We start from the raw sequence: 22,968 nt of genomic DNA on the forward strand, positions 1-22,968 counted from the left end.
ACGGCCCAGGCCGTCGAAAGTTTGCTGGCCGATCTGTAGCAGCGGGCCGACATTGTTCATGGTGTTTCCTCCGCCTGCTGGACACTCACGCTCTCGGGGTGCTCGCCATCACTGTGTTTGGCATAGGTCCAGATGACCTTGGTACCATCGGGCAAGGTGCGTTCGAGCACGCGTGAGTAGGCGTCATACAGGAAGTCGATGACGATATCCGGCTTGCCGGCCACGATTGTGCGTTGCTGCGTGACCCTGTCCAAGCCATCGCGGGTGAAGCGGACAGTACGCACCTTTCTGCCTGAGTCGTCATGGAGCACTTGTTCGACGACGCTGCCCGCAGGGTTGCTGTACGTGACCTGCTTGCTGCTGGGTTTGCCGTTGCTGTCTTCCTGCCACTGTTCGGTGCACAGCGTGATCGGGTCGTGAACGGTACGAGTGGTCACGCCCGTGAGCGAAGTCTCTGAATCAGCGTTGCCCCAGTCGTCATAGGTCGTCTCGAGGCTCTGTTCGATGGCTTGAGCATTGACACCTTTCCAGCCCTCTACCGGATCGAGTTGCCAATCGTATTTCCAGTCATAGGATGTTTGCTTGATCACCCGTCCCAGCCCGTCGTACTGCGTATGGGCCACATCGCGAAAGACCAACGCGTCATCCACAGGGTTGTCGATGTCTTGCAGCTGGACCATCACCTCGCGGCCGGAGCCGTCGAGCCAGGTGTATTTGTGTTGGCCCGTGGCGTCGGTTTCGTCCAGCCCCACGAGGACCTTTTCGTCACTGCCTGGAAAGTTAGGTGCATTGGCACTGCTGAAGTCGTCACTGAGGTGGAACTGTGCGGTGCGTACCGCTTGGTAATCAGTGCCTTTGGCGATCGTCGTCTTTCTGATACGCCCGAGTTCGTCGAACTTGTAGACGGTGAGCGCCCCGCTAGGGCTGCGTTCTTCGCGCGTCAGGCCGGTGATGAGCGAGCGCCCCTCGCACGTGGCTGACTGATGGGTTGCATCGCCCTCGAAGCCTTTGACCGTAGTGGTGATACGCAGCAATTTGTCCATGCGCCCATAGCCGTCCTCTCCGTCATCGAAATCAACGATGTCGTACGAGTAGTCGGTTGTGGTGGTGACGCCGCCCAACTCGGTCTCGGCCTTGTCCAATCGACCATAATGAGGGCCGGGCGTGAGGACGTAGGTGTTGATGGTCTTTTCCAGCAACCGTGGTTTTTCCGGGTCGGTTGTATCGTGAAGCTGTTCTGTCTTGACCACCGCGTGGGGCGGGTCGTCTGTTCTGCTGGAGGGCAGGTTTTCGTAGGTGTAGTCAGTGGTCAATACGGGGGCACCGCCAAACGTGCCGTCTGCAAGGGTGGCGGGGGTGACTGTTTTCTTTTTCAAGAAGCGGATCATGCCGGAGGGGTCGGGGGGGAAACTTTTGCCTTCACCAGCGGGGTCGTAGTAGTCGCTTTGCTCCACGACTTGGCTTGGAAAGGTCGTGGTCAGGATGTTGCCGGCGATATCGTAGGTGTATTCAATGCATTCCGAACGCTCGCGGGTAGTCTCTGGGTCGGAGGTGTCGGTATAGGTCGTGGTGACTTTGATCGGCAGTTGGCACCAGGGCTGCTGGCTTTCCCAGGTAACGTCGTAGTTGATGTCATAGTCAGTGACGACCTCGGTCTGGCAGGTGCCTTGTTTGGTCGTTTCGTTTATCGGCAGGTGATGCCGGTCCCAAGTGCGAGTGATGGTCGCCAAGGTCACCGCGTCGGCGCTCAGCGTTTCGATGACGCTGTAATCGTAGCGTCGGCGTAATTTGTAGAGGGTGTCCCAGCCCCTTTCCCAGCGAATACCCTCTGTGTTGCCGTAGCCTAAGTAGTTGTTCGTGCCCACCCACTGGTAGCGCTGCTGCCGGATGTTGCTGAGCACTCCATCGGAGTGTGTCCAGAGGATGACTCTGGGCAAGAAGTCGATCGGTGCTGCGTTTGGCAAGCGGTGGGAGGTCTGGGCCGTCTCGCTCCAGCTGATCGTGTCCTCGGCACCCAGAGGCCCGGTGAGCTTGGTGGGAAAACGCAATGTCTGGCCCCCGCCGACGGTGATGCTCTTGTAGAGGAAGACAAACGGCTGGTCGAGGGTCGGCAGCCGCAGCCACCTGAGTTCATTGCTCTGTTGTTCGAACTTGATGACCGTTTCATGAGTGGTCTGCGGTTCGAGTGTCAAGCTGGGTATGCCTGCTCGGTTGATGGACGCCAGCACACGTTTTTCATCCCTGACCTTTTCCAGGTAATTGATATTGTTGCCCCGGACCCAGTCGAAATACAGGCTGCGACCTTCCGGGCTTCGTACCTCATGGAGCACATAGGCGTTGCCTTGGTCGTTGACACGCCTGAGAATTTCGAACTCTCCGGTCTTGTGTTCGACCTTGAACTGATTGTTGGCAAGGACGGTCACGCGTATTGCGTCGAGCTTGTAGTCCTGGAAGGCCAGGCGACCGCCAACGTTCAAGTCGGAATTGGCAAGGTCGACCACGAATTGTTCACCACTGGAGAGGCGCAATGACCACCACTGTTGGTCTCTGATCAGTTCTGAATAGCTGACGCCCCAACCGTGACCGAAGCCGGAGTTGATATGCGAAGCCAAACTGCTGAAGGCCAGGGTGAACGACCACGAGGGGCCGCCCAGGTCATTGGCCATCCCTAAGGGTAGGGTGATGGCCAGATTGAATTGCCCAGTGCGCGGATCGACACCAGATTGCACCGCTTGTATGAAGTTATTGGCCTGGGTGTGAACGTTCCCGACGTTGAGGGGAGCAGCACTTGCTGTCGAAGCGGTAGTGTCAGTCATCGTAGGCTCCTGTCTGTTTATAACAGAGGCTCAAAAGAGCTAGGGCTTTTCATACAGCACCTGCCTGAGGGGCACTGTTGGCTTGCAGCTGGGATTCGGGTGTTGTGGAAACCACCAGTTTGATTCGTTTCTCTAGCTGCGTGCCTTCGGAGGTAAACCGGATCGACACGTTGTGGCCATTTCCCTGACGGTCCACGACCGTGACCGTGAGTGGCCCTTGGTATCTGGAACTAGCTGAATGATAAGGTATTCTACTGTCGCCCTGTAACAGCACAACAAGAGACGAAGCGTTGTTACTGACGACTGTCGTTTTCATACGCTCTTTTTTGAAGGCATCAGGTAATACAATGTTCGTGTTGTAATGAACCGTGCGGTCGCTGCCAATGAGGGCAATGCCTACGTGGGAGGCGAAGGTCTGACTTGACTCATTGGTGTGCCAGCGAATCATGCCGGGGGTATCGTCAGCGTCGAGCGTTGCATAGGAAAATCTGAAATGTTTCAGTGAAAGGGCGTGTTCGATAAGGAAGTTGGAACCGCCGGAGATGTCGCCCTCTTCGAGTTGAGTTTGCCAGGTATAGTCTTCGGGATAATTGTAATTGGCAGGTCGTACGGAGGAGAGTTGAATGCTGCTTTCAAGGCCTTCGTTGGTTGTGCTGTAGTATACACACCCGTCGTCTTTTGTGATGGCGGCTCGCAATACGACAGCGTTACCACCTGGCGCCGTCGAGTGGATATAAATTGATTTAGGTGCGGGATCCGCTGAGGTACGGGACGGCTCAAGAGATATTGAATCAGAGGTGGGATAGTAATCAAAATCGCTGTCCCACGTGGTCGTGTAGCCCCAGGGGGGCGAGCCGCTAAAACTTGGCAGGTCTCGGTATTCATCCTGCCTGACTTCGATGACGGCACGAAGGGTTGCCCACTCCGTGGCTGAAATCGACAGGCCGGGTAGCGGTATGGCATCCAGCTGAACTTCAATCTGTTGGCGGCCGTTAGCGAATACCTGGGAGCTGGCAGACGTTATCGTAATGGTGAGATTCTGAAGCCAGCTGTCTGCTGATTCCATGTCATGGGAGCGCTTTTTGGATTTCATGATCATCCCTCGTATGTGCATACAGTAGGCTTGATGGTATGTGAAAGTCGAAAGGCGAGTTACCTGACATAAATGCCAGGTATTAGCGCGTTGGCTAAGTGTGTGGCAACGGTATCCTCATGACTGACGTTGGTCGTAGCTGGTTTTCAACTGGGTCGTTTTCGATGGGCACAGCACGATCGGCCGGGTAGCGCGTCCGCGCAGCCCGGGGTTTCAGGTTGTAATCGCAGTTTTTAGCTGGGCGCTTAGCTTTTGGCGTCAATCCATTCGAGCATATTGGCGTCGGTGCCCCGTTGAGCTCTAATCCATAATGGATGGCCGTTACCATATTGATCTCGGTAAAAGACCCGTAGGCCTTTATCTATCTCGGATTCCTGCCCAAAGCCATATACCTTTAGCCTTGCTGCGTAAGCGATACCTGCAGTGTTATTAACTTGAATTAAAAAAAATTGGCCAAGTGCGAAAACGATCGCCTTGCGGCTATGGTCTCGTCTGAAACAAATTTGCTCATTAAAGATAGTAAATCCGACATTGTCTTTAGCAAAAATATAGTCAGACGAACTGCTGGAGCGTATTTGATATCGGCTGTCAGAGATTTTAAGTTTGTAAAGGTCGATGTCATAATCATCGCCTGATTGATGGTTGCTACGGGTGTACTCGAATTCACCGGCCGGTATTGTGTAGTTCTGCGGGTAAGGTACGATAGTTGCTGAACTGTTGGATTTACCGGATTCGGTTTCTCCGCCGACTTTACCGGCTTTGAAGTACGTGTGATAGGTCACACCGTCCAGTATCAGCCGCGCTGCCACCTGAACATTCACCGCTGAACTGGTCTTTATCCAGATGCGAATGCTTTGATCATCCTGTGACGGCGCTGATTGTTCAGCGGGCAATGACGCTGGATACGGATCAAACAAATCGTCGGGGGAGCGTTTGCTAGCCGAGATATACCATGAATACCCATTAGCCAGTCGCGCGCCGGTATCGTAGCTGACCAGCTCGATGCTGTTCAATTGACTTGCTGTCAGATTGACGGGTTCCTGATTGTCATTAACGGCTCTGATGACCACATCCACATAGGTCGTTTGGTAGGTGTTGTTGTACAGAGGGCATCGGGTGTTGTTTTCGGCTAACCCAAGCCCCTTCACTTGGAAAAACGCAATATTGGCAACGGCTTGCGGCACGACCGGGTTTTCCTGTGCGCAGTGGCTGCTGATCAGGCGAAATCCGGGGTGGTCACCGTCCTGGCCATCATCGAGTTCAATTGAAAACGGGTGTCGATTGCCCTGCCGGTCATAAACGCAGAGTCGCCACGCAGGTTGCTGACCACCAGGCTCTTTGCTGGAGGGCGTGTGATCTTCATGCTGTAAACGTATCGCGATGTGCCCTGGGTTATTAGGGTCGAAACGCGCAGTCAGGCGCGGGGGCGCGTCCGAGGTGGAGCAAGACGGGTCACCCTGCAACTGTATGAACCCGTTGGAATCCCCTGAATCGGATTCGGCGCACGAGAAAGCCCCCGAGCCCGGTGTCAGGATGTATTCTTGGATAACGCTGTCCGCTTCCTGGGGGCGTTCAGAGGGAGTTGTCAGCTGGTAGTCTTCAGGGAACAGGTAAGTGGGGGTGGGGTGGGCGTAGAGTTCAATGTCAGCGCCTACTTCATCGGTCCAGTAGGTCTTTCCATTGTCACGGGTGATACAGGCACGTAACTGAATCTTGCTGCCCCCTGGCGCTCGGCTATGAACATACAGCTGCTTTTGCCTGCTGCGAGGATGCATTTCCCTGGGTGAGCTTTCTAGTTGTATTTCCATGCCTTCAAGTTCAGGCGGAATTGCCAATTCGGGAAGGGCCGGCGGTACCAGCACCGGAAAGTAATCGAACCGTTCGTCGCGCGTGGTGGTGAAGTACCAAGGGGCAGTTACATGCTCTTCGGGCAAGGGGTCATAACCCCCTTCGCTGTTCTGCACGACAATATGCAGGGAGGCGAACTCGCTGTCGGAGAGCTCGCCCTCAAGGGGCGTGGCATACACGTTAACGGCCACTTGCTGCCGCGTATTGTTGTGGACGCAGGCGCTGTGCGATGACAGCTCGATGCTGAATTCGCCGAGCCACTCGGAATAAGTCGGAGCTTGTGCCATGACTGTTTCTCCTTGAATACCCGGACAGTGGGTAGGCCAAGTGTATGCGTACGATTTGTTTCCGGAACCTGGCAAAAATATCAGGTCGTAGGGGCGGGCCTAGGGGGGGGGGGCTGCTCGCTGAGCGTCAGGGGAAGTCTCGATGTTCTTGTGGTTCGCAAACAAAAACGCCTGGCAGATGCCAGGCGTTTGCTGCGACCCGCTAAGGCCTTACTTCACTTCGATGGCCAGGCTCTGGGCAATCTTGTTTTGCCACAGCGCAGGGCCGGTGATGTGTACCGACTCACCATTACTGTCGACTGCAACGGTGACTGGCATGTCCTTGACCTCGAACTCGTAGATCGCTTCCATGCCCAGTTCGGCAAAGGCCAGCACTTGCGATTTACGAATGGCCTGAGCGACCAGGTAGGCAGCGCCACCCACGGCCATCAGGTACACCGCCTTGTTGTCCTTGATCGCTTCGATCGCAGTCGGGCCGCGCTCGGACTTGCCGATCATGCCCAACAGGCCGGTCTGCTCGAGGATCTGGCGGGTGAACTTGTCCATCCGCGTGGCGGTGGTCGGGCCGGCCGGGCCGACCACTTCGTCACCGACCGGATCGACCGGGCCGACGTAGTAGATGAAGCGGCCTTTCAGATCGACCGGAAGCTCTTCACCGCGGTTGAGCATCTCGACCATGCGCTTGTGCGCGGCGTCGCGGCCGGTGAGCATCTTGCCGTTGAGCAGGATGGTTTCGCCTGGCTGCCAGCTGGCGACTTCTTCCGGGGTGATCTCGTCGAGGTTGACGCGGCGCGCGCTCGGGCCGGCTTCCCAGACGATTTCCGGGTAGGCGTCCAGCGACGGCGCTTCAAGCTCTGCAGGACCGGAGCCGTCGAGCACGAAGTGGGCGTGACGGGTAGCCGCGCAGTTGGGGATCATGCACACCGGCAGCGAAGCGGCGTGGGTCGGGTAGTCCATGATCTTGACGTCGAGCACGGTGGTCAGACCGCCCAGGCCCTGGGCGCCGATGCCCAGCTGGTTGACCTTGTCGAACAGCTCCAGGCGGATCTCTTCGATGCGGTTCTGCGGGCCGCGGGCCTTGAGCTCATGGATGTCGATGGATTCCATCAACACTTCCTTGGCCATGACCGCAGCTTTTTCGGCAGTACCGCCGATGCCGATGCCGAGCATGCCAGGCGGGCACCAGCCAGCGCCCATGGTCGGCACGGTCTTGAGCACCCAGTCGACGATCGAATCGGACGGGTTGAGCATGGCCATCTTCGACTTGTTCTCGGAGCCGCCGCCCTTGGCTGCGACGTCGACTTCCAGCTTGTCGCCTGGCACTACCGAGTAGTGGATGACGGCTGGGGTGTTGTCCTTGGTGTTCTTGCGCGCACCGGCCGGGTCGGCCAGGATCGAAGCACGCAGGACGTTCTCCGGCAGGTTGTAGGCGCGGCGCACGCCCTCGTTGATCATGTCGTCGACGCTCATGGTGGCGCCATCCCAGCGCACGTCCATGCCCACGCGCACGAACACGGTGACAATACCGGTGTCCTGGCAGATCGGGCGGTGGCCTGTGGCACACATGCGCGAGTTGATCAGGATCTGCGCGATCGAGTCACGGGCAGCCGGCGATTCTTCACGCAGGTAGGCTTCGTGCATCGCCTGGATGAAGTCAACGGGGTGGTAGTACGAAATGAATTGCAGGGCATCGGCGACGCTCTGAATCAGGTCGTCTTGCTTGATCACGGTCATGCAGCGCGCTCCTCTTGAAGACGGGAACATCTGTAAAAGGCTTTTCGACCACCAGCGTGGCGAAATGCCTGGCAACGCGGCGGCAGGTCAGGCCGACGCAAAAAAGGCGCGGCAGTATAGCGCGCATACCGGTGCGACACACCACCGCATGCGCGGGACCAAGGTCTGAAGCGGGTTGGCAGCGTTGTTGCCTGTGTTCTGTAGAATGCAGGAAGAACCCTGGAGGTCTTTGACCCATGCCCGATGTCTACGTAGGCGCGCAGCGAATCAGCGTGCCTGCCGCCAGCAATTTGCTCGACGCCCTCAATGGCGCGGGCTTCAACGTGCCCTACAGCTGCCGCGCCGGCAGCTGCCATGCGTGCATGGTGCGCTGTGTGGATGGCGCTGTAGCGGACGCTTTGCCCGATGCGCTGCCGGTGGCCAAGCGCGAGCAAGGTTGGCGCTTGGCCTGTCAGTGCAGCGTGCTTGGAGACCTGCAGGTGGCGTTGTTCGACCCGCGGCTGGACGGTCTGCCTGCCAGCGTCTGCGCGGCGGACTGGCTGGGCGAGGTGTTGCGCCTGCGTTTGTTGCCGGAGCGGGCGTTGCGCTATCACGCCGGTCAGCATCTGTTGTTGTGGCTCGGCGGGGTCGCACGGCCTTATTCGCTGGCGAGCCTGCCGGGTGAAGACGATTTTCTGGAATTTCACATCGACTGCCGACGCCCTGGTGCTTTCTGCGATCAGCTACGACGGTTACGGGTGGGAGACCGTCTGCGCTTGGGCGAGCTGCGTGATGGTGCTCTGCATTATGACCCGGACTGGCAGGCCCGGCCGCTCTGGCTGTTGGCCTCCGGCACCGGCCTTGCGCCGCTCTGGGCCGTTGCCCGTGAGGCCCTGCGTCAGGGTCACACGGGCGAAATCAAAGTGTTGCATGTAGCTGCCAGTGACGCCGGCCATTACCTTGCCGACGCCCTGCAGGGTTTGGCCGGGCTTGCAGTTGAACAGGTGCTCGCCGAGCATCTGGACAGTGCGTTGGCTCAATTGCGGCCGACATCGCGGCAGACCATGGCATTGCTCTGTGGCTCGCCGAGCAGCGTCGAGCGTTTTGCCAAACACTTGTTCGTCGCCGGCCTACCGCGTAACCAGGTCCTGGCCGATGTGTTCGTTGAACACGCCTGAGTCACAGCGGTGTATACAGCTGCGCGGTAGCGATTCGATAACGCCGGGTATCAGTGGAATCAGCCTGGCCTACCCAGCGCTGCCACATGAGGGACGGTCGCCTCTGCGCGACCCCTATCATTTTTGCCAGTAGCGGCAGTGTGTTGCCAATGTCTAAATGAGCCACGGATGAAGAAGGAGAGCTTCCATGTGGACCCTGGCACGCCTGATCGTTGGGCTCTTGCTCAGCATTGCTGCGCAAACGGTGCAGGCCGCCGATGCGACGAGTATGCTCGCCGCGCGCGCAAAGGCGGCAGTGGACCAGCTGAACACCTGGTACAACAGCACCACCGATGACTGCGGTGGCCCAGATAAACCCGGTTATTTGTGCAGCGGCATCACTTTGCGTACAACGGCCAGCAGAACAGGTTTTTTGCCTTGGGAGCCCAGCGACAGTCAACTGGAAAAGGGCAGTGTGGCGTTTTCCTGGATGCGCCGTGACAGCAATTTCGGCAAGCCCTTCGGCAACCAGAATGGCCTGATCCTGTACCCACCCCATTACGCCCCGCCTGGCAAGCTGGCCAATCTCCATGTGCTGTGTAGTTTCCCGATCAATGCCAACACCAACCAACGGCCGACCCTGCAAGGCTGTGGCCCGATTCTGGGTTTCGAAGCGACGACCGATACCTGCCAGGCCCTGGCAGTGAACACGGCGCAACAGTGGCTGGACAAGTACCCGCAGGCGAACAACTACCGCGTGTGTGGCTGGGATCTACGCCACGCCTCCACATCGTCGGCCACTGCGTTCCATACCTCGTTGCAGGCCCGTCATGGCCTGATCGACGCATTTTGGTCGATCAACAACGAAGTATTGCTACCGGTGTGGACGAAAGGTATGGGGGGCACCTTGCCGGTACATTCGTTTTTCTACGTGGACGGCGAGCGCGAAGCGCTGGCCAAAGCTCAGTACGACCAGATTCGCTACCAGCAGCTGTATGAGCAACTGGTCCCGGTGATGAGTGTGCGGTTCCCGGCAGACAGATCTGGCAGCGTGCTGTTCGGCTACGCCGAGCAGGACCAGGCCGTGGGCCGGCCAACGCCTACCCCGACCATCGATTTTGAAGACGTATTGCCCGGTCAATACAGCCGCTTGACGGTACAGGGCGTTGAGTTTCTGTTGGAACGCCAGTTACGAGAGGTCAATGACAAGCCGCACCAAGAAAGCAACGGGCTGATAAGTGGTAAACATCTGGAGGTCGACTCATCGATCAAGCTGGTGCTTGAGGGCGCCGGGCGTCGGCTGGTCAGCTTTGCCTGGGGATGCAATAGCTACTGCGGGGTGCATACCACGATAGGTGATAGCTACGAGGAATTGTCGGATGAGGGGCCGGGTGCCATGCGCTATGGCACCAAGGAGCTGATCGTCAATGGGCCCGAGGCGTTGACGCTGGCTGTGGATACCGAAGAAGAGGGAGCGATGCTGGTGTTCGACAACCTGCGGGTGCAAAAGCTGCCTGATAAATGAGTTAAACGGTGCCAGGCGCAAGCTCCTTACCCAGCGCGTTGCACTCAGTCTCTGAAACCGCCCCTGACGTTCTGGCAGCACCATGGCCTGACGTAGGCAAAAAAAGACCGCTCCGGGGAGCGGTCTTTGTTGATGACCCTGAAGTTGCTACAACTTAGGCATCAACCAACCAGCGGATCACCGACGTGCAAGATCTTCATGCCATTGGTGCCACCGATGGTGTGGTAGCTGTCGCCCTTGGTCAGGATGACCCAGTCGCCTTGCTCAACCAGGCCGCGTTGCAGCAGCTCGTCCACTGCAGCCTGGCTGACCTTGTCGGCCGGCAGCGCGGCCGGGTCGAACGCGATCGGGTAGACGCCACGGAACATCGAGGCGCGAGCCTGGGTAGCGCGGTGCGGAGACAGTGCGTAGATCGGCACCTGCGAGCGCAGGCGCGACATGATCAGCGGGGTGTAGCCACTTTCGGTGAGGGCGATGATCGCCTTGACGCCGGGGAAGTGGTTGGCGGTGTACATCGCCGCCAGGGCGATGCTCTCGTCGCAACGCTCGAAGGTGGTGTGCAGGCGATGACTGGAGCGCTGGTTGGTCGGGTGCTTTTCAGCGCCCTGACAGATCCGCGCCATGGCCTGTACGGCTTCGATCGGATAAGCACCGGCAGCACTTTCAGCCGACAGCATCACCGCATCGGTGTTATCCAGCACGGCGTTGGCCACGTCGGAAACTTCGGCGCGGGTCGGCATCGGGTTCTGGATCATCGACTCCATCATCTGGGTCGCGACGATCACCGCTTTGTTGTTGCGGCGGGCGTGTTGGATGATCTTCTTCTGGATACCGATCAGCTCGGCATCGCCGATTTCTACGCCGAGGTCGCCACGGGCAACCATCACGGCGTCGGAGGCAGCGATCAGGGCGTCGAGGGTTTCGTCGTCGGCAACCGCTTCGGCGCGTTCGATCTTGGCCACCAGCCAGGCGCTGCCGCCGGACTCGTCACGCAGTTTGCGTGCGTATTCCATGTCCTTGGCATCACGCGGGAAGGACACGGCCAGGTAGTCCAGGTCCATCTCGGCAGCCAGCTTGATGTCGGCCTTGTCTTTCTCGGTCAGGGCCGGTGCGGTCAGGCCGCCACCTTTGCGGTTGATACCTTTGTGGTCAGACAGCGGGCCACCCACTAGCACTACGCAGTGCAGGGCGTCGGCGGTAGCGGTCTCGACGCGCATGACCACACGGCCGTCGTCGAGCAGCAGCTCGTCGTTCACGCCGCAGTCCTTGACCAGGTCGGGGTAGTCGATCCCGACGATATCCTGGTTGCCTTCGGTCAGCGGGTGCACGGTGGAGAAGGTGAACTTGTCACCGATTTTCAATTCAATGCGCTTGTTGCTGAACTTGGCGATGCGGATCTTCGGACCCTGCAGGTCGCCCAGCAGTGCGACGTGACGGCCGTTCTTGGCGGCGATCTCACGGATCAGGCGGGCGCGAGCCTTGTGCTCGTCCGGCGTGCCGTGGGAGAAGTTCAGGCGGGCAACGTCGAGGCCGGCGAGGATCAGTTGTTCGATCACTTCTGGCGAGTTGCTGGCAGGGCCAAGGGTGGCAACGATTTTGGTACGGCGGATGGTCATGCATAGACTCCTGTAGTGAAGCGCAGCGAGAGGCTACTCCTCAATTGCGCTGTAGTCATTGTTCCGTTGCACTACCTTGCGTGTTGCGGGGGTGGCATTTGTACGGTCGCGCTATGCTTGCAAAAGCGTGTGAAGATTTGCCGCGTCGGGCCGATACACTGCCTATCAAAGGAGAATCCCCATGCGAACCCTGATCGTTCTGGCGATTGCCGCCAGCGTCGTTGGCTGCACCCGTTGGTCGATGGACCATCACCTGAACAACGCCTACCGCGCCTATGATCGCGGCGATTGCCAGCGGGTGATGCTCGAGCTGTCCCAGGTCGATCGGACCAGCCGCGCGCGGCCGTTCATCCACCCTGAAGTGGCCCTGCTGCGTGGCCAATGCCTGGAGCGGCAGAAGCTCTACGTCGATGCTGCGCAGACCTACGAGTACCTGGTCCAGCGCTACCCGCAAAACGAGTACGCCTACCGCGCCCGTGCGCGTCTGCTGACCCTGGAAAAGCTCGGCCACTATCGCCAACCTGCCGTGGCCAGCCCGGTGCACACCACGCCTTGGCGCTAATACCAAGGTGTCATTGATTTCACGAGAATCGCCACAGCGGCTGGGCTAAGCTGTATCTTAGCTGTAACAGCAACCGCCAGTACCTCGTATTCCTGGCCGCGGAAACGGGACATTACCTGTCATCATGTTTATCCAGCGCCACATCCAGCGTCACCAGTTGCCTTGTGTACTCAAGGTCTACAACCGCTTTACCGATCAGCAGATCGGCTACCTTGGCAACGCCTCCGAAGACGGTTTGATGCTGATCAGCTCGCTGCCGGTGCTGGTCGGGCCCGACTACGAACTGCAGCTGCGCGTGCCCTTGCCCGGCGGCGCCTGGCAGTTCATCAACCTGGCGGCAAGCTGCCTGTGGTGCCGCGAAGACCAGACGCCCATGCATTACGACTCAGGCTTCATGCTGCTACAGGCACCGCACGAGTACGATGAGTTCGTGCATTCATTGCGTGACTTCTTCAGCTTCCGCCCTGCCGCCAACGCTTCTGCCTGACCCCGGCGACACATTCTGCCTGCATTAAAGGTGCGAACTGCCCGCCCGGGCCGCTAGACTCACGGTCGACCTAGCTACAGGACGAACCCGTGAGCTCCAGCATTTTCTGGCACGACTACGAAACCACTGGTATCAACCCGCGTTGCGACCGGCCGTTGCAACTGGCGGGGCTGCGCACCGACTTCGACCTCAATGAGATCGAAGAACCGGTCAATCTGTTCTGCCAACCGTCGGCAGATATTTTGCCGCATCCGATGGCCTGCCTGGTCACCGGCATCACCCCTGAGCAACTGGCCAGCAACGGCCTGTGCGAAGCCGAGTTCATGACCCGTGTGCATGAGCAACTGGTGCGGCCTGGCACCTGCGGCGCCGGCTACAACACCCTGCGCTTTGACGACGAGGTGACCCGTTACAGCCTCTATCGCAACTTCTTCGACCCCTATGCTCGCGAGTGGCAGGGCGGCAACAGCCGCTGGGATCTGATCGATGTGGTGCGCACGGCCTATGCCCTGCGCCCTGAAGGCATCGTCTGGCCGCAGCAGGACGGGCGCACCAGCCTGCGTCTGGAATTGCTCAGCAAAGCCAATGGCATCGATCATGGGCATGCTCACGAAGCGCTTTCCGACGTGCGGGCGACCATCGCTCTGGCGCGATTGATTCGGGATAAACAGCCAAAGTTGTATGACTGGTTATTTCAATTGCGCAGCAAGCATAAAGTCATGGAGCAGATTCGGCTGTTGCAGCCATTGGTACATATTTCCGGGCGTTTCTCCGCTGAGCGAAATTACCTCGGCGTGGTACTGCCGCTGGCCTGGCATCCACGTAACCGCAACGCACTGATTGTGTGCGACCTGCAGTTGGAAACCTCTCCGCTACTGGATGAAAGCGCCGAAACATTACGCAAGCGTTTGTACACTCGGCGTGACGAATTGTCCGATACGCAATTACCGGTGCCGCTCAAGTTGGTACAAGTCAACCGCTGCCCAGTACTGGCACCGCTGTCGGTATTGCGCCCGGTTGACCAACAACGATTGGGCATTGATCTGTCCCTGCTGCAAGCACGCGGCGAGCAACTGGCGCAGCAACAAAACGTCTGGCAAGACAAACTCGCGGCTATTTACAGCGCCGAAGAATTTGGCGCAAGCGACGACCCCGAGCAGCAGTTATATGCAGGCTTTATTGGCGACCGTGACCGCCGTCTGTGCGAACAGGTGCGCGTGGTCGACCCGGCGCAACTTGGCCGATCACAATGGATGTTCGATGATCCACGGCTGCCTGAACTGTTATTCCGCTACCGGGCGCGAAACTTCCCCGAGACCCTGGATGAGCCAGAGCGACAGCGCTGGCTGCAGTTCTGCCAGCAACGTCTTGGCGACCCTGCGGCGGGCGCGCCGATTACCCTGGAGGGTTTCGAAAAGGCCCTGCAAAGCGCCTTGGCGACAGCTGACGAAGGCGGGCGGCAGGTACTGCTTGCCTGGCAGCAGCATGCCGAGAAACTACAGCATTCGTTTGTGCTGTAATGTGTCCAGGCAATAAAAAACGCCGGCAATAGCCGGCGTTTTATTCAAGGCAGCAAAGCGGACTTATCAGTCCAGCAGGGTTGCCCAGCCTTCAACCACATCGCCACCCCATTTGGCTTTCCATTCTTTCAGGGTCTTGTGGTTGCCGCCTTTGGTTTCGATGACTTCACCATTGTGCGGGTTCTTGTATTGCTTGACCTTGCGTGCACGCTTGGTAGTGGTGGTCTTGACGCCGCCACGTGGGGCCTTGCTCAGTTTCGATTCCGGGTCGAGCAGGGCGATCACATCACGCAGCGATTTTGAATATTCGCCCATCAGGGTGCGCAGCTTGCCTTCGAATTCCAGCTCTTTCTTCAGCTTGTCGTCCTGCGACAGGTTGGCCAGACGAGCTTGAAGTTCTTTGATGGCTTCTTCTGTGGCGCGGTATTCGTTGATCAGAGACATGAAGTGTTCCTTAATAGTGCATGTACAGGGAGTCAGTGGCCTAATAATAGACAGCCGCTAGTCTCAAGTAAACAATAATCAAGGCACGCTCGCTTAAATAGGCGAGTGTTAACAATGTATTCAGGTTAAGAAAAATTTACATATCACTGGCGGCGTCCGCCGCTGTCATGCTCGGCGCCGCAGCGATGGCTGAACAATTGCCGCGCGGCGCGGCCCGTACGGCAGCTGCTGATGATTACTGTGTTTTTTCTGCCAGCTCGCTAGAATATGCGCCTTTGCGAAGTTCCTGGAGTCTCATTCATGCGCACCTATCGACTGGTGATTGCCTGCCCCGACCGTGTCGGCATCGTGGCGAAAGTCAGTAATTTCCTGGCTCTGTACAACGGCTGGATTAACGAAGCCAGCCACCACTCGGACGAGCAGAGCGGTTGGTTCTTCATGCGCCATGAGATCCGCGCCGAGTCATTGCCGTTTGGGATCGAGGCCTTCCGTGAAGCGTTCACGCCGATTGCCGAAGAATTCTCGATGATCTGGCGGGTTACCGACTCGGCGCAAAAGAAGCGTGTGGTGCTGATGGCCAGCCGCGAATCGCACTGCCTGGCGGATCTGCTGCATCGCTGGCATACCGATGAGCTGGACTGTGATATCCCTTGCGTGATTTCCAACCATGATGACCTGCGCAGCATGGTCGAATGGCATGGCATCCCGTTCTATCATGTGCCGGTCGACCCGAAAGACAAACAGCCGGCGTTTGCCGAAGTCTCGCGTCTGGTCGAAAGCCATGGTGCCGATGTCGTGGTGCTGGCGCGCTACATGCAGATCCTGCCGCCACAGCTGTGCCAGGCCTATGCTGAAAAAGTGATCAACATTCATCACAGCTTCCTGCCTTCGTTCGTCGGTGCCAAGCCTTACCACCAGGCCGCCCTGCGTGGCGTCAAGCTGATCGGTGCGACCTGTCACTACGTCACCGAAGAGCTGGATGCCGGCCCGATCATCGAGCAGGACGTGGTCCGCGTCAGCCATGCCGACAGCATCGAAGACATGGTGCGTTTCGGTCGCGATGTGGAGAAGATGGTGCTTGCCCGTGGCCTGCGTCATCACCTCGAAGACCGCGTGCTGGTGCACGGCAACAAGACCGTGGTGTTCGACTGAGAGGAGGGCGGGCCATGGCGGATCCACTCGACAAGGCCGCGGCCAGTGCGCTGCCGACGCTGGGTGAGGGCTGCCTGGCTCGCTTCGATCCTGACGCCATGAGCGACGAGCACGGCACCGATTTTGTCGGTGCCGCCGAACTCTGGCGGCAGCTCAATCCGGCTGCTGACGGCGCCAGCGCTGGAGTAGCGGTCGCCCCAGCAGGCAGACAAACACCGGCCCCCCGGCCAGTAGGTAAAAATAATAAGTAACAGCGCGCCAGAGCAAGATCGCTGCTGCTGCCGTCGAACTGCCCACCAGTGGTGTCAACAAGCTCGCCGATGTCAGTTCGGCAGCGCCGGCCCCGCCCGGCAACAGGCTGAACTGACCAGCACTCAGCGCCAGCATCTGCACCAGAAAGCTGGGTATCCACGCCAGCTCCACCCCAAGCCCGCGAATCACCAGATACAGCACGCTGAAGCGCAGGCTCCAGTGCAGGCACGTCAGGCTGAATACCAGCGCTAACGTGCGCTTTGGCAGCCGCCAGGTCTGCGCCAAAGCCTTGATGAAGCTCAGCAGCTTGCGCGCCCAGCGGCGCCGACGTTTTTCGGCCATGCCGACCCTGCGCAGCAGGCGACCATTGAGCCGCATGATCTGCCGCCGATAGCGCAGCAACAGTACGATCAGCACCAAGGCTGCACACAGCATCATTGCGCTGCCCATGAGCATGCCTTGTTGGCTGCGGCCCAGGCTGTGGCTGAGCGCGTAGCCGGCAACGGCGAGCATGGCGCAGAAGAAAAACAGCAGGTCGTTCAATTGATCGATAGCGAACACCGCGCCGCTGCGGGCCGCACCGATGCGCTCGCGCGCCAACAGCGCCATCAGCGCCAATGGCCCACCGCTACCGCCTGGGGTGGTGCAGATGGCAAACTCTGTAGCCATGATCACCCCAAGACTGCGCCAACGCCCCAATTGCGCACCTTGCTCACCTAGCAGCAGGCGCAGACGTGCCGCATTGATGATCCAGCACAGCAGGATCATCCCCAGCAGGGTCGCCATCAGGCTCGGGGAGAAGCTCTGCAGTCTGGGCAGCAGCTCGGCGCCGCCGAGCAATGCCGGCACCAGCAGGGCCAGCACCAGGGCCAGCCCAAGCCAGGCATAGCGCTTCATGCCGCGACCTGGCGGTCCAGCCAGGCTGACTTGGTCAGAGGCTCGCGGCCTTGTTCGATCAGTGTTTTCAAGGTTTGCAGCCAGTAATCGCGAGAGCTGCGATGGCGCATGTCAACTGGGTGCAGGCCCAGGCGCAAGGTTGGCGCACTTTGCCAGCGTTGCAGCTGCGAATTGCACAGTGCCCGCGACAAGCCCCGGCGCCAGGCGCTGCGGGCGCTCCAGACCAAGCCAGGTGCGTCTATCGCGGTGAATTCAGGTAGCCGATAGAGGTGCTGAGGCGTGCTGGTGTAGCGCAATGGCAACTGGCGCAGAGCCTGGCGGGTGCCCTCGCTCATCAGCCAGGCCGGGGCGACGAAGCCCGCCACCGGCCAGCCCTGGCTATTGAACAGCTGCAGGCCCGCTTGCAGGCGCTGCAACGCCTGAGCTTGTTCCAGCGCATAAAATTCACCCTCATGCGTATAGATCCTGCGCATGAAGAAGTCCCTCGGCGTGCGTGGCGTCGGCCCGAGGTCGGCGTGGTAATAGCCATGTAGCGCCAGCTCGTCGCCCTGCTGCAGGCGCCAATCTAGCAGACGGCAGAAGGTCGGCGAGCGCTCAAGGGCATTGCGCTGATGAAAGTCGGGCACCACCAGCCAGGTCATCGGCACGTTGCCCAGCTGGTCGACCGCCTCGACAAACGGCTGGTAGTCGGGCCAGGTCTCAGGCGCTACGTCGTGCAGCACCAGCATCACGCTGCGCTGCTCGGTAGTCTGTTCAAGCATGTGCACGCACCAGTGGCTGATGGCCGAGCACGGCTTGGTAGTGCTGCAGCAGGCCGTTGACCACGTTGTCCCAAGAGTAATGCTGCTCGACATGCCGGCGTGCCTGCTGGCCAAGCCGGCGCACGCCGTCCTCGAATACCTCGCGTACGGTGGCGGCCATGGCCTGGCCGTCGTTTGGCGGGCACAGCCGGCCACATTGCTCGGTGACTATTTCGCTGAACGCGCCGGCGCGCACTGCGACAACCGGGGTGGCACAGGCCATGGCTTCGAGAATGACCAGGCCAAAGGTTTCCTGATCACCGGCATGCACCAGCAGGTCGGCACTGGCCATCAGCCGCGCGACTTCTGGCAAGGGGCAGAAGTGATTGATCACGCTGACGTTGGCAGGCACGTTGCTGGGCATGGCCGAACCCACCAGCAGCAGGTGATAGTGAGGGCCGAGGTGACGCATGCAATCGAGCAATACCGGCAGGTTCTTCTCGCGCGAGCCGCGCCCGGCAAACACCAGCAGGCGGGTAGTGTCGGGGATCCCCAGTTCAGCCCGCAGGCGGTTGTCGCGCTGCTCCGGGTTGAACGTGCTCAGATCTACGCCCAGCCGCTGCACATGCACGTCGCGCACGCCCAGCCGACGCAGTTTGTCGGCCATCACCTGGCTTGGCGCCAGGACCCGGTCGAAGTTGCCATAGAGCTTGCTGACGTAGGCCTCGACGTTGGGCGTGAACCAGTTGCCCATGCGATTGCCCACCAGCAGCGGCAGGTCGGAGTGATAGAAGCCGATTACCGGCACATCCAGCTTGCGCCGCGCTTCCAGCGCTGCCCAGGCAGTCAGATACGGGTCGCCGACTTCGATCAGATCAGGCTGCAGCTCGCGCAACACCTTGCACCACGGCGCCAGGCGGACCGGGAAGCGATAGCCCTTGCCGAACGGCAGTGGCGGGGACGGCACCCGGTAGACGCCATCGGCGTGGCTGGCGCTGGCGCCAGGGATCAGCAGGCTGTGGTGAACGCCAGTCATGGCGTCGAGACGGCGGTGTTTGGCATCAAGATAGGTACGCACGCCACCACTGGCGGGTGCGTAGAACATGGTGATGTCGGCAATGTGCACGATCAGCATCCCTCCGGGGATCGACTTCAGGTCTGTCATGCGCGGTAACAAAGCGGCGATGACATGCCTAGAGGTGGACCTTCAGGAAGAATAGTTTGTTCGATCGAGGTTGGCTCGGGCGCGCATCGGCATTATTGCCGGCGAGCCCGTGGCCAAGGCTCCCGCCGCCAGTATCGACATGGCGGCAGGGAGGGTTGCACCCAGAGGTCAGATGCGGAAGCTGCCCACCAGCTGTTTCAAGCGGCTGGCTTGCTGCTCCAGATCCGAGCAGGCGCGCAGAGTAGCCTGCAGGTTTTCCACACCTTCCTGGTTAAGCATGTTGATTTCGCTGATGTCCATGTTGATCGAATCGACCACCGCCGTCTGCTCCTCGGTTGCCGTGGCCACCGACTGGTTCATGCCGTCGATCTCGCCGATGCGCACAGTCACGCTTTCCAGGCGCTCCCCGGCCTGGTTGGCAATCTGCACACTGTCCTGGCTGTGACGCTGGCTCTGGCCCATGGTCTCGACCGACTCCCGGGCGCCGACCTGCAGCTCTTCGATCATGCCCTGAACTTGCTGCGCTGACTCCTGGGTGCGGTGGGCGAGGTTGCGCACCTCATCGGCGACGACGGCAAAGCCGCGGCCGGCTTCGCCCGCGCGGGCAGCCTCGATGGCGGCGTTGAGCGCGAGCAGGTTGGTCTGTTGCGAGATGCTGGTGATGACTTCGAGGATCTGGCCGATGTTGACGGTCTTGCTGTTCAGCGTTTCGATCTGCGCGCTGGAGCCAACGATCAACTCCGACAGGCGGTTCATCGCGGCAATGTTGCGGTCGACCACCTGCTGACCTTCTTCGGCAAGATGCCGCGCCGAGGTCGCGTGCTGCGACGCCTGGGCAGCATTGCCGGCGATTTCCTGGGCGGCAGCGCCCAGCTCGTTGATGGCGGCGGCAACGCTGTTGGTGCGGTTGGACTGCTCGTCGGAGTTGGTCATCGACGAGTTGGAGGCGCTGATCACCCGCAATGCCACTTCGTTGACCTGTTCCGTCGCCGAGGACACCTCGCGGATCGAGCTGTGAATACGTTCGACAAAGCGGTTAAAGGCGCTGCCGAGTACGCCGAATTCATCCTGGCTGTGAATGGTCAGGCGCTTGGTCAGGTCACCTTCGCCCTGGGCAATGTCTTCCATGGCGCGGGTCATGGTGTGCAGTGGCTGCAGCAGCACCCGAATCAGCAGGCCGAGCAGGGCAATGATGATCACAACCGCGACGACCGTGGCGATCACCGCCGAGGTGCGGAAGGTGCTGAGCATGGCGAAGGCTTTGTCTTTGTCGACCGACAAGCCGATGTACCAGTTGGCCGCAGGCAGGCCTTTGATTGGGGTGAAGGTGATCAGGCGGTCCTTGCCGTCAGCGCTGACTTCGGTCAGTTCACCGGAAAGCCGTGGTGTGTTCTGCGGAAACAGATCCGACAGCGGCTTCATGACCAGGTCTTTGTCCGGATGAACCAGAATCTTGCCTTGGTCGTTGACCAGGAAGGCGTAACCCATGCCGCCGAAGTTCAGCGAGTTGATGATCTCGACCAGGCCATCGAGCGCCAAGTCGCCGCCAACCACGCCGACGCTGGTCGAAACCTTGCTGATGATGCCGATGACCATCTTCTGGGTGGCCATGTCGATGTACGGCTCGGTCAGGATCGCTCCGTTAGCAGCCATGCCATCCTTGTACCAGGGCCGCACACGCGGATCGTACCCAGCCGGCATCGGCGAGTCGGGACGCACGCTGAAACCGCCATCGACCTTGCCCACATAGACTGTGAGGAAGCTTGAGATCAGGGCATTCTGGCCGAGCAAGGTCTCTGCGTCGGCGGGCGCCTGGGCGATGTTCTGCGCGAGGTTCTCTACCAGCTTGATCCGGCCATCGAATAGATTGCGCACGTTGGTCGAGGTCGATGCGCCCATCTCTGTCAGATAGTTTTCCAGATCCTGGCGAATCGCATTACGCTGCAGGTAATCGTTGTAAAGGGTGAACAAGCTGAACGCGAGTATCACGATAAGCGATGCGGCAATAAGGATCTTGTGGCTGAAACGAAGGCTTTTGTTCATGGCGTGATCGGTTCCGCTAAGGTGATATCGGGTCGTTCGCACAAAGCGCTGAAAACAGTGCAACTAGTCCCGCAAGTCACTTTGGGGATGTTCCTGTCTTTAAGGCAATTATCACCACGACATATCGGCCGTTATCCGGCAAAGCTTGAGGAGAGGATGAAACAACATGTCAGATTCTTCGCAAATCGTTGTAGGGGCGGGAGCTGACGGCCAGCCTGTCAGCCAGGCCATACGCCTGGCCAACCGCCACGGTCTGGTGGCCGGTGCCACCGGTACAGGCAAGACCGTGACCCTGCAGCGCCTGGCAGAGGTCTTCAGTGACGCGGGCGTGGCCGTATTCGCTGCCGACGTGAAGGGCGACCTGTGCGGCCTCGGTGCCGCCGCGACGCCGCAGGGCAAGGTTGCCGAGCGCATTGCCGGGATGCCATGGCTGGGGCACAGCCCGAAGGCGTATCCGGTGACCCTGTGGGATATTGCCGGCAAGTCTGGCCATCCGCTGCGTACCACCCTCAGTGAAATGGGTCCCCTGCTGCTGGGCAACCTGCTGGAGCTGACCGACAGCCAACAGGCTGCCTTGTACGCAGCGTTCAAGGTGGCAGATCGGGATGGTTTGCTACTGCTCGATCTGAAAGACCTCAAAGCCCTGCTCAATCACCTCAAGGACAATCCGCAGGTGCTTGGTGACGACAGTGCGCTGATGACCAGCAGCTCCACCCAGGCGTTGTTACGGCGCCTGGCGACCCTCGAGCAGCAGGGCGCCGAGGCACTGTTCGGCGAGCCGGCCTTGCAGCTTGAAGACCTGCTGCAGCCGACGGCTGATGGCCGTGGGCGCATTCATCTACTCGACGCCAGCCGCTTGGTGCATGAAGCGCCCAAGGTCTACGCGACCTTCCTGCTGTGGCTGCTGGCTGAGCTGTTCGAGCAGTTGCCCGAGCGCGGGGATGCGGAAAAACCACTGCTGGCGCTGTTCTTCGACGAGGCGCACTTGCTGTTCAATGGCACACCCAAGGCGCTGCAGGATCGCTTGGAGCAGGTGGTGAGGCTGATTCGCTCGAAAGGCGTTGGGGTGTATTTTGTCACCCAGTCGCCCGCGGACCTGCCTGATGCAGTGCTGGCCCAGCTCGGCTTGCGTATTCAGCATGGCCTGCGGGCATTCACCGCCAAGGAGCAGAAGTCGTTGAAGGCGGTTGCCGATGGCTTTCGACCGAATCCCGCTTTTTCCACCCTTGGCGTGCTCACTGAGTTGGGCATAGGCGAGGCGCTGGTAGGCACCTTGGAGGACAAGGGCACGCCGGCGATGGTCCAGCGCGTGCTGGTCGCCCCACCACAGTCGCGGATCGGGCCGTTGAGCAGTGCCGAGCGCGATGCATTGCTCGCAGCCTCCAGCCTGCGGGGCCGTTACGACCAGCCGATTGACCGTGAGTCTGCCTATGAAATGCTCACCCAGCGTAAAGGTGAGCCGGCCGAGCCGGTGCCGCAGGCCAAGCCTGAGCAGGACAGCTTCGCCGATAAGGCAGGGGAGTTTTTGCAAGGTGCGGCGGGGCAGGCGATCAAGTCGGCAGTGCGCCAGGCGGCCAACCAGCTAGGCCGGCAGCTGATGCGTGGGCTGATGGGCTCGTTGCTGGGCAACAAGCGGCGTTGATCCTCGCTT

The 22,968-nt window shown here is 59.7% G+C and carries 17 protein-coding genes and 1 pseudogene; 7 read left to right on the plus strand and 11 right to left on the minus strand.

Going from position 1 to position 22,968, the window contains the following annotated elements; all coding sequences use genetic code 11:
* Positions 1-56: 56 nt before the first annotated feature.
* The 4 genes from HU736_RS21405 to HU736_RS21420 form a co-directional block, all read right to left on the minus strand.
* Positions 57-2,816 (minus strand): RHS repeat domain-containing protein, encoded by a 2,760-nt coding sequence (locus tag HU736_RS21405; protein WP_186700868.1) that lies wholly within the window; start codon positions 2,814-2,816, stop codon positions 57-59.
* Between the two features lie 49 nt (positions 2,817-2,865).
* Positions 2,866-3,909 carry a hypothetical protein gene (locus tag HU736_RS21410; RefSeq protein WP_186700866.1) on the minus strand — a complete coding sequence of 348 codons (1,044 nt, stop codon included), beginning with the start codon at positions 3,907-3,909 and terminating at the stop codon, positions 2,866-2,868.
* Between the two features lie 245 nt (positions 3,910-4,154).
* On the minus strand, positions 4,155-6,044 hold the full coding sequence (locus HU736_RS21415; protein WP_186700864.1) for a hypothetical protein: 1,890 nt from the start codon (positions 6,042-6,044) through the stop codon (positions 4,155-4,157).
* A 210-nt stretch (positions 6,045-6,254) separates the two neighbouring features.
* Entirely contained in the window at positions 6,255-7,778 is a 1,524-nt protein-coding gene (locus tag HU736_RS21420) for a fumarate hydratase (protein WP_103438452.1), read from the minus strand.
* A 236-nt stretch (positions 7,779-8,014) separates the two neighbouring features.
* Here HU736_RS21420 and HU736_RS21425 point away from each other — a divergent pair, with 236 nt between their 5' ends.
* Both HU736_RS21425 and HU736_RS21430 read left to right on the plus strand, forming a co-directional pair.
* Entirely contained in the window at positions 8,015-8,935 is a 921-nt protein-coding gene (locus HU736_RS21425; RefSeq protein WP_186700863.1) for an iron-sulfur-binding ferredoxin reductase, read from the plus strand.
* A 187-nt stretch (positions 8,936-9,122) separates the two neighbouring features.
* Complete coding sequence (locus tag HU736_RS21430) at positions 9,123-10,439, plus strand: hypothetical protein (protein WP_186700861.1); 1,317 nt, start codon at positions 9,123-9,125, stop codon at positions 10,437-10,439.
* Positions 10,440-10,600: 161 nt separating this feature from the next.
* Here HU736_RS21430 and pyk read toward each other — a convergent pair whose 3' ends face one another.
* Positions 10,601-12,055 carry a pyruvate kinase gene (pyk, locus tag HU736_RS21435; RefSeq protein WP_103438449.1) on the minus strand — a complete coding sequence of 485 codons (1,455 nt, stop codon included), beginning with the start codon at positions 12,053-12,055 and terminating at the stop codon, positions 10,601-10,603.
* A gap of 181 nt (positions 12,056-12,236) precedes the next feature.
* Between pyk and HU736_RS21440 the strand changes: the two genes are divergently transcribed.
* The 3 genes from HU736_RS21440 (at position 12,237) to sbcB (ending at position 14,624) form a co-directional block, all read left to right on the plus strand.
* Positions 12,237-12,617, plus strand: coding sequence for a hypothetical protein (locus HU736_RS21440; RefSeq protein WP_101321957.1), 381 nt, complete (start codon positions 12,237-12,239; stop codon positions 12,615-12,617).
* A gap of 124 nt (positions 12,618-12,741) precedes the next feature.
* On the plus strand, positions 12,742-13,104 hold the full coding sequence (locus HU736_RS21445; protein ID WP_103438448.1) for a PilZ domain-containing protein: 363 nt from the start codon (positions 12,742-12,744) through the stop codon (positions 13,102-13,104).
* An 89-nt stretch (positions 13,105-13,193) separates the two neighbouring features.
* A complete protein-coding gene (gene sbcB, locus HU736_RS21450) occupies positions 13,194-14,624 on the plus strand; it encodes an exodeoxyribonuclease I (protein ID WP_186700860.1) in 1,431 nt (476 codons plus the stop codon).
* A 66-nt stretch (positions 14,625-14,690) separates the two neighbouring features.
* On the opposite strand, the gene mvaT is transcribed toward sbcB, so the two are convergent.
* Positions 14,691-15,068: a histone-like nucleoid-structuring protein MvaT gene (gene mvaT, locus HU736_RS21455; RefSeq protein WP_101321954.1), complete on the minus strand. Its 378-nt coding sequence runs from the start codon at positions 15,066-15,068 to the stop codon at positions 14,691-14,693.
* Between the two features lie 300 nt (positions 15,069-15,368).
* On the opposite strand from mvaT, the gene purU reads away from it, so the two are divergent.
* A complete protein-coding gene (gene purU / locus HU736_RS21460; RefSeq protein WP_101321953.1) occupies positions 15,369-16,220 on the plus strand; it encodes a formyltetrahydrofolate deformylase in 852 nt (283 codons plus the stop codon).
* 153 nt (positions 16,221-16,373) lie between these two features.
* Here the strand turns inward: purU and gpgF are convergent, their stop codons facing one another.
* From gpgF to HU736_RS22310, 5 genes and pseudogenes are all read right to left on the minus strand, one after another.
* The gene (gene gpgF, locus HU736_RS21465; protein ID WP_186700859.1) at positions 16,374-17,369 is read right to left on the minus strand and encodes a glucosaminyl phosphatidylglycerol flippase; all 996 of its coding nucleotides are present in this window, start codon (positions 17,367-17,369) and stop codon (positions 16,374-16,376) included.
* Complete coding sequence (gene gpgD / locus HU736_RS21470; RefSeq protein ID WP_103438444.1) at positions 17,366-18,130, minus strand: N-acetylglucosaminyl phosphatidylglycerol deacetylase; 765 nt, start codon at positions 18,128-18,130, stop codon at positions 17,366-17,368. The genes gpgF and gpgD overlap by 4 nt, the downstream gene beginning before the upstream one ends.
* Positions 18,123-19,244 (minus strand): N-acetylglucosaminyl phosphatidylglycerol synthase, encoded by a 1,122-nt coding sequence (gpgS, locus tag HU736_RS21475; RefSeq protein ID WP_150570633.1) that lies wholly within the window; start codon positions 19,242-19,244, stop codon positions 18,123-18,125. Before gpgS ends, gpgD begins: the two co-directional genes overlap by 8 nt.
* Before the next feature lie 198 nt (positions 19,245-19,442).
* Complete coding sequence (locus HU736_RS22305) at positions 19,443-20,207, minus strand: methyl-accepting chemotaxis protein (RefSeq protein ID WP_371411621.1); 765 nt, start codon at positions 20,205-20,207, stop codon at positions 19,443-19,445.
* Positions 20,208-20,300: 93 nt separating this feature from the next.
* Positions 20,301-21,317 (minus strand): annotated as a pseudogene (locus HU736_RS22310) (HAMP domain-containing protein); the annotation flags it as partial.
* Between the two features lie 166 nt (positions 21,318-21,483).
* Here HU736_RS22310 and HU736_RS21485 point away from each other — a divergent pair.
* Positions 21,484-22,959: a helicase HerA-like domain-containing protein gene (locus HU736_RS21485; protein WP_186700858.1), complete on the plus strand. Its 1,476-nt coding sequence runs from the start codon at positions 21,484-21,486 to the stop codon at positions 22,957-22,959.
* The last annotated feature ends 9 nt before the right edge of the window (positions 22,960-22,968 follow it).

It is taken from the genome of Pseudomonas shirazensis, from assembly GCF_014268785.2.
GTDB lineage: Bacteria > Pseudomonadota > Gammaproteobacteria > Pseudomonadales > Pseudomonadaceae > Aquipseudomonas > Aquipseudomonas shirazensis.

Excerpts from the sequence above, each read along its gene's own strand:
- HU736_RS21405 (WP_186700868.1), bottom strand. The coding sequence starts at position 2,816 with ATGACTGACACTACCGCTTCGACAGCAAGTGCTGCTCCCCTCAACGTC.
- HU736_RS21410 (WP_186700866.1), bottom strand. The coding sequence starts at position 3,909 with ATGAAATCCAAAAAGCGCTCCCATGACATGGAATCAGCAGACAGCTGG.
- HU736_RS21415 (WP_186700864.1), bottom strand. The coding sequence starts at position 6,044 with ATGGCACAAGCTCCGACTTATTCCGAGTGGCTCGGCGAATTCAGCATC.
- HU736_RS21420 (WP_103438452.1), bottom strand. The coding sequence starts at position 7,778 with ATGACCGTGATCAAGCAAGACGACCTGATTCAGAGCGTCGCCGATGCC.
- HU736_RS21425 (WP_186700863.1), top strand. The coding sequence starts at position 8,015 with ATGCCCGATGTCTACGTAGGCGCGCAGCGAATCAGCGTGCCTGCCGCC.
- HU736_RS21430 (WP_186700861.1), top strand. The coding sequence starts at position 9,123 with ATGTGGACCCTGGCACGCCTGATCGTTGGGCTCTTGCTCAGCATTGCT.
- pyk (WP_103438449.1), bottom strand. The coding sequence starts at position 12,055 with ATGACCATCCGCCGTACCAAAATCGTTGCCACCCTTGGCCCTGCCAGC.
- HU736_RS21440 (WP_101321957.1), top strand. The coding sequence starts at position 12,237 with ATGCGAACCCTGATCGTTCTGGCGATTGCCGCCAGCGTCGTTGGCTGC.
- HU736_RS21445 (WP_103438448.1), top strand. The coding sequence starts at position 12,742 with ATGTTTATCCAGCGCCACATCCAGCGTCACCAGTTGCCTTGTGTACTC.
- mvaT (WP_101321954.1), bottom strand. The coding sequence starts at position 15,068 with ATGTCTCTGATCAACGAATACCGCGCCACAGAAGAAGCCATCAAAGAA.
- purU (WP_101321953.1), top strand. The coding sequence starts at position 15,369 with ATGCGCACCTATCGACTGGTGATTGCCTGCCCCGACCGTGTCGGCATC.
- gpgF (WP_186700859.1), bottom strand. The coding sequence starts at position 17,369 with ATGAAGCGCTATGCCTGGCTTGGGCTGGCCCTGGTGCTGGCCCTGCTG.
- gpgD (WP_103438444.1), bottom strand. The coding sequence starts at position 18,130 with ATGCTTGAACAGACTACCGAGCAGCGCAGCGTGATGCTGGTGCTGCAC.
- gpgS (WP_150570633.1), bottom strand. The coding sequence starts at position 19,244 with ATGCTGATCGTGCACATTGCCGACATCACCATGTTCTACGCACCCGCC.
- HU736_RS22305 (WP_371411621.1), bottom strand. The coding sequence starts at position 20,207 with ATGACCAACTCCGACGAGCAGTCCAACCGCACCAACAGCGTTGCCGCC.
- HU736_RS21485 (WP_186700858.1), top strand. The coding sequence starts at position 21,484 with ATGTCAGATTCTTCGCAAATCGTTGTAGGGGCGGGAGCTGACGGCCAG.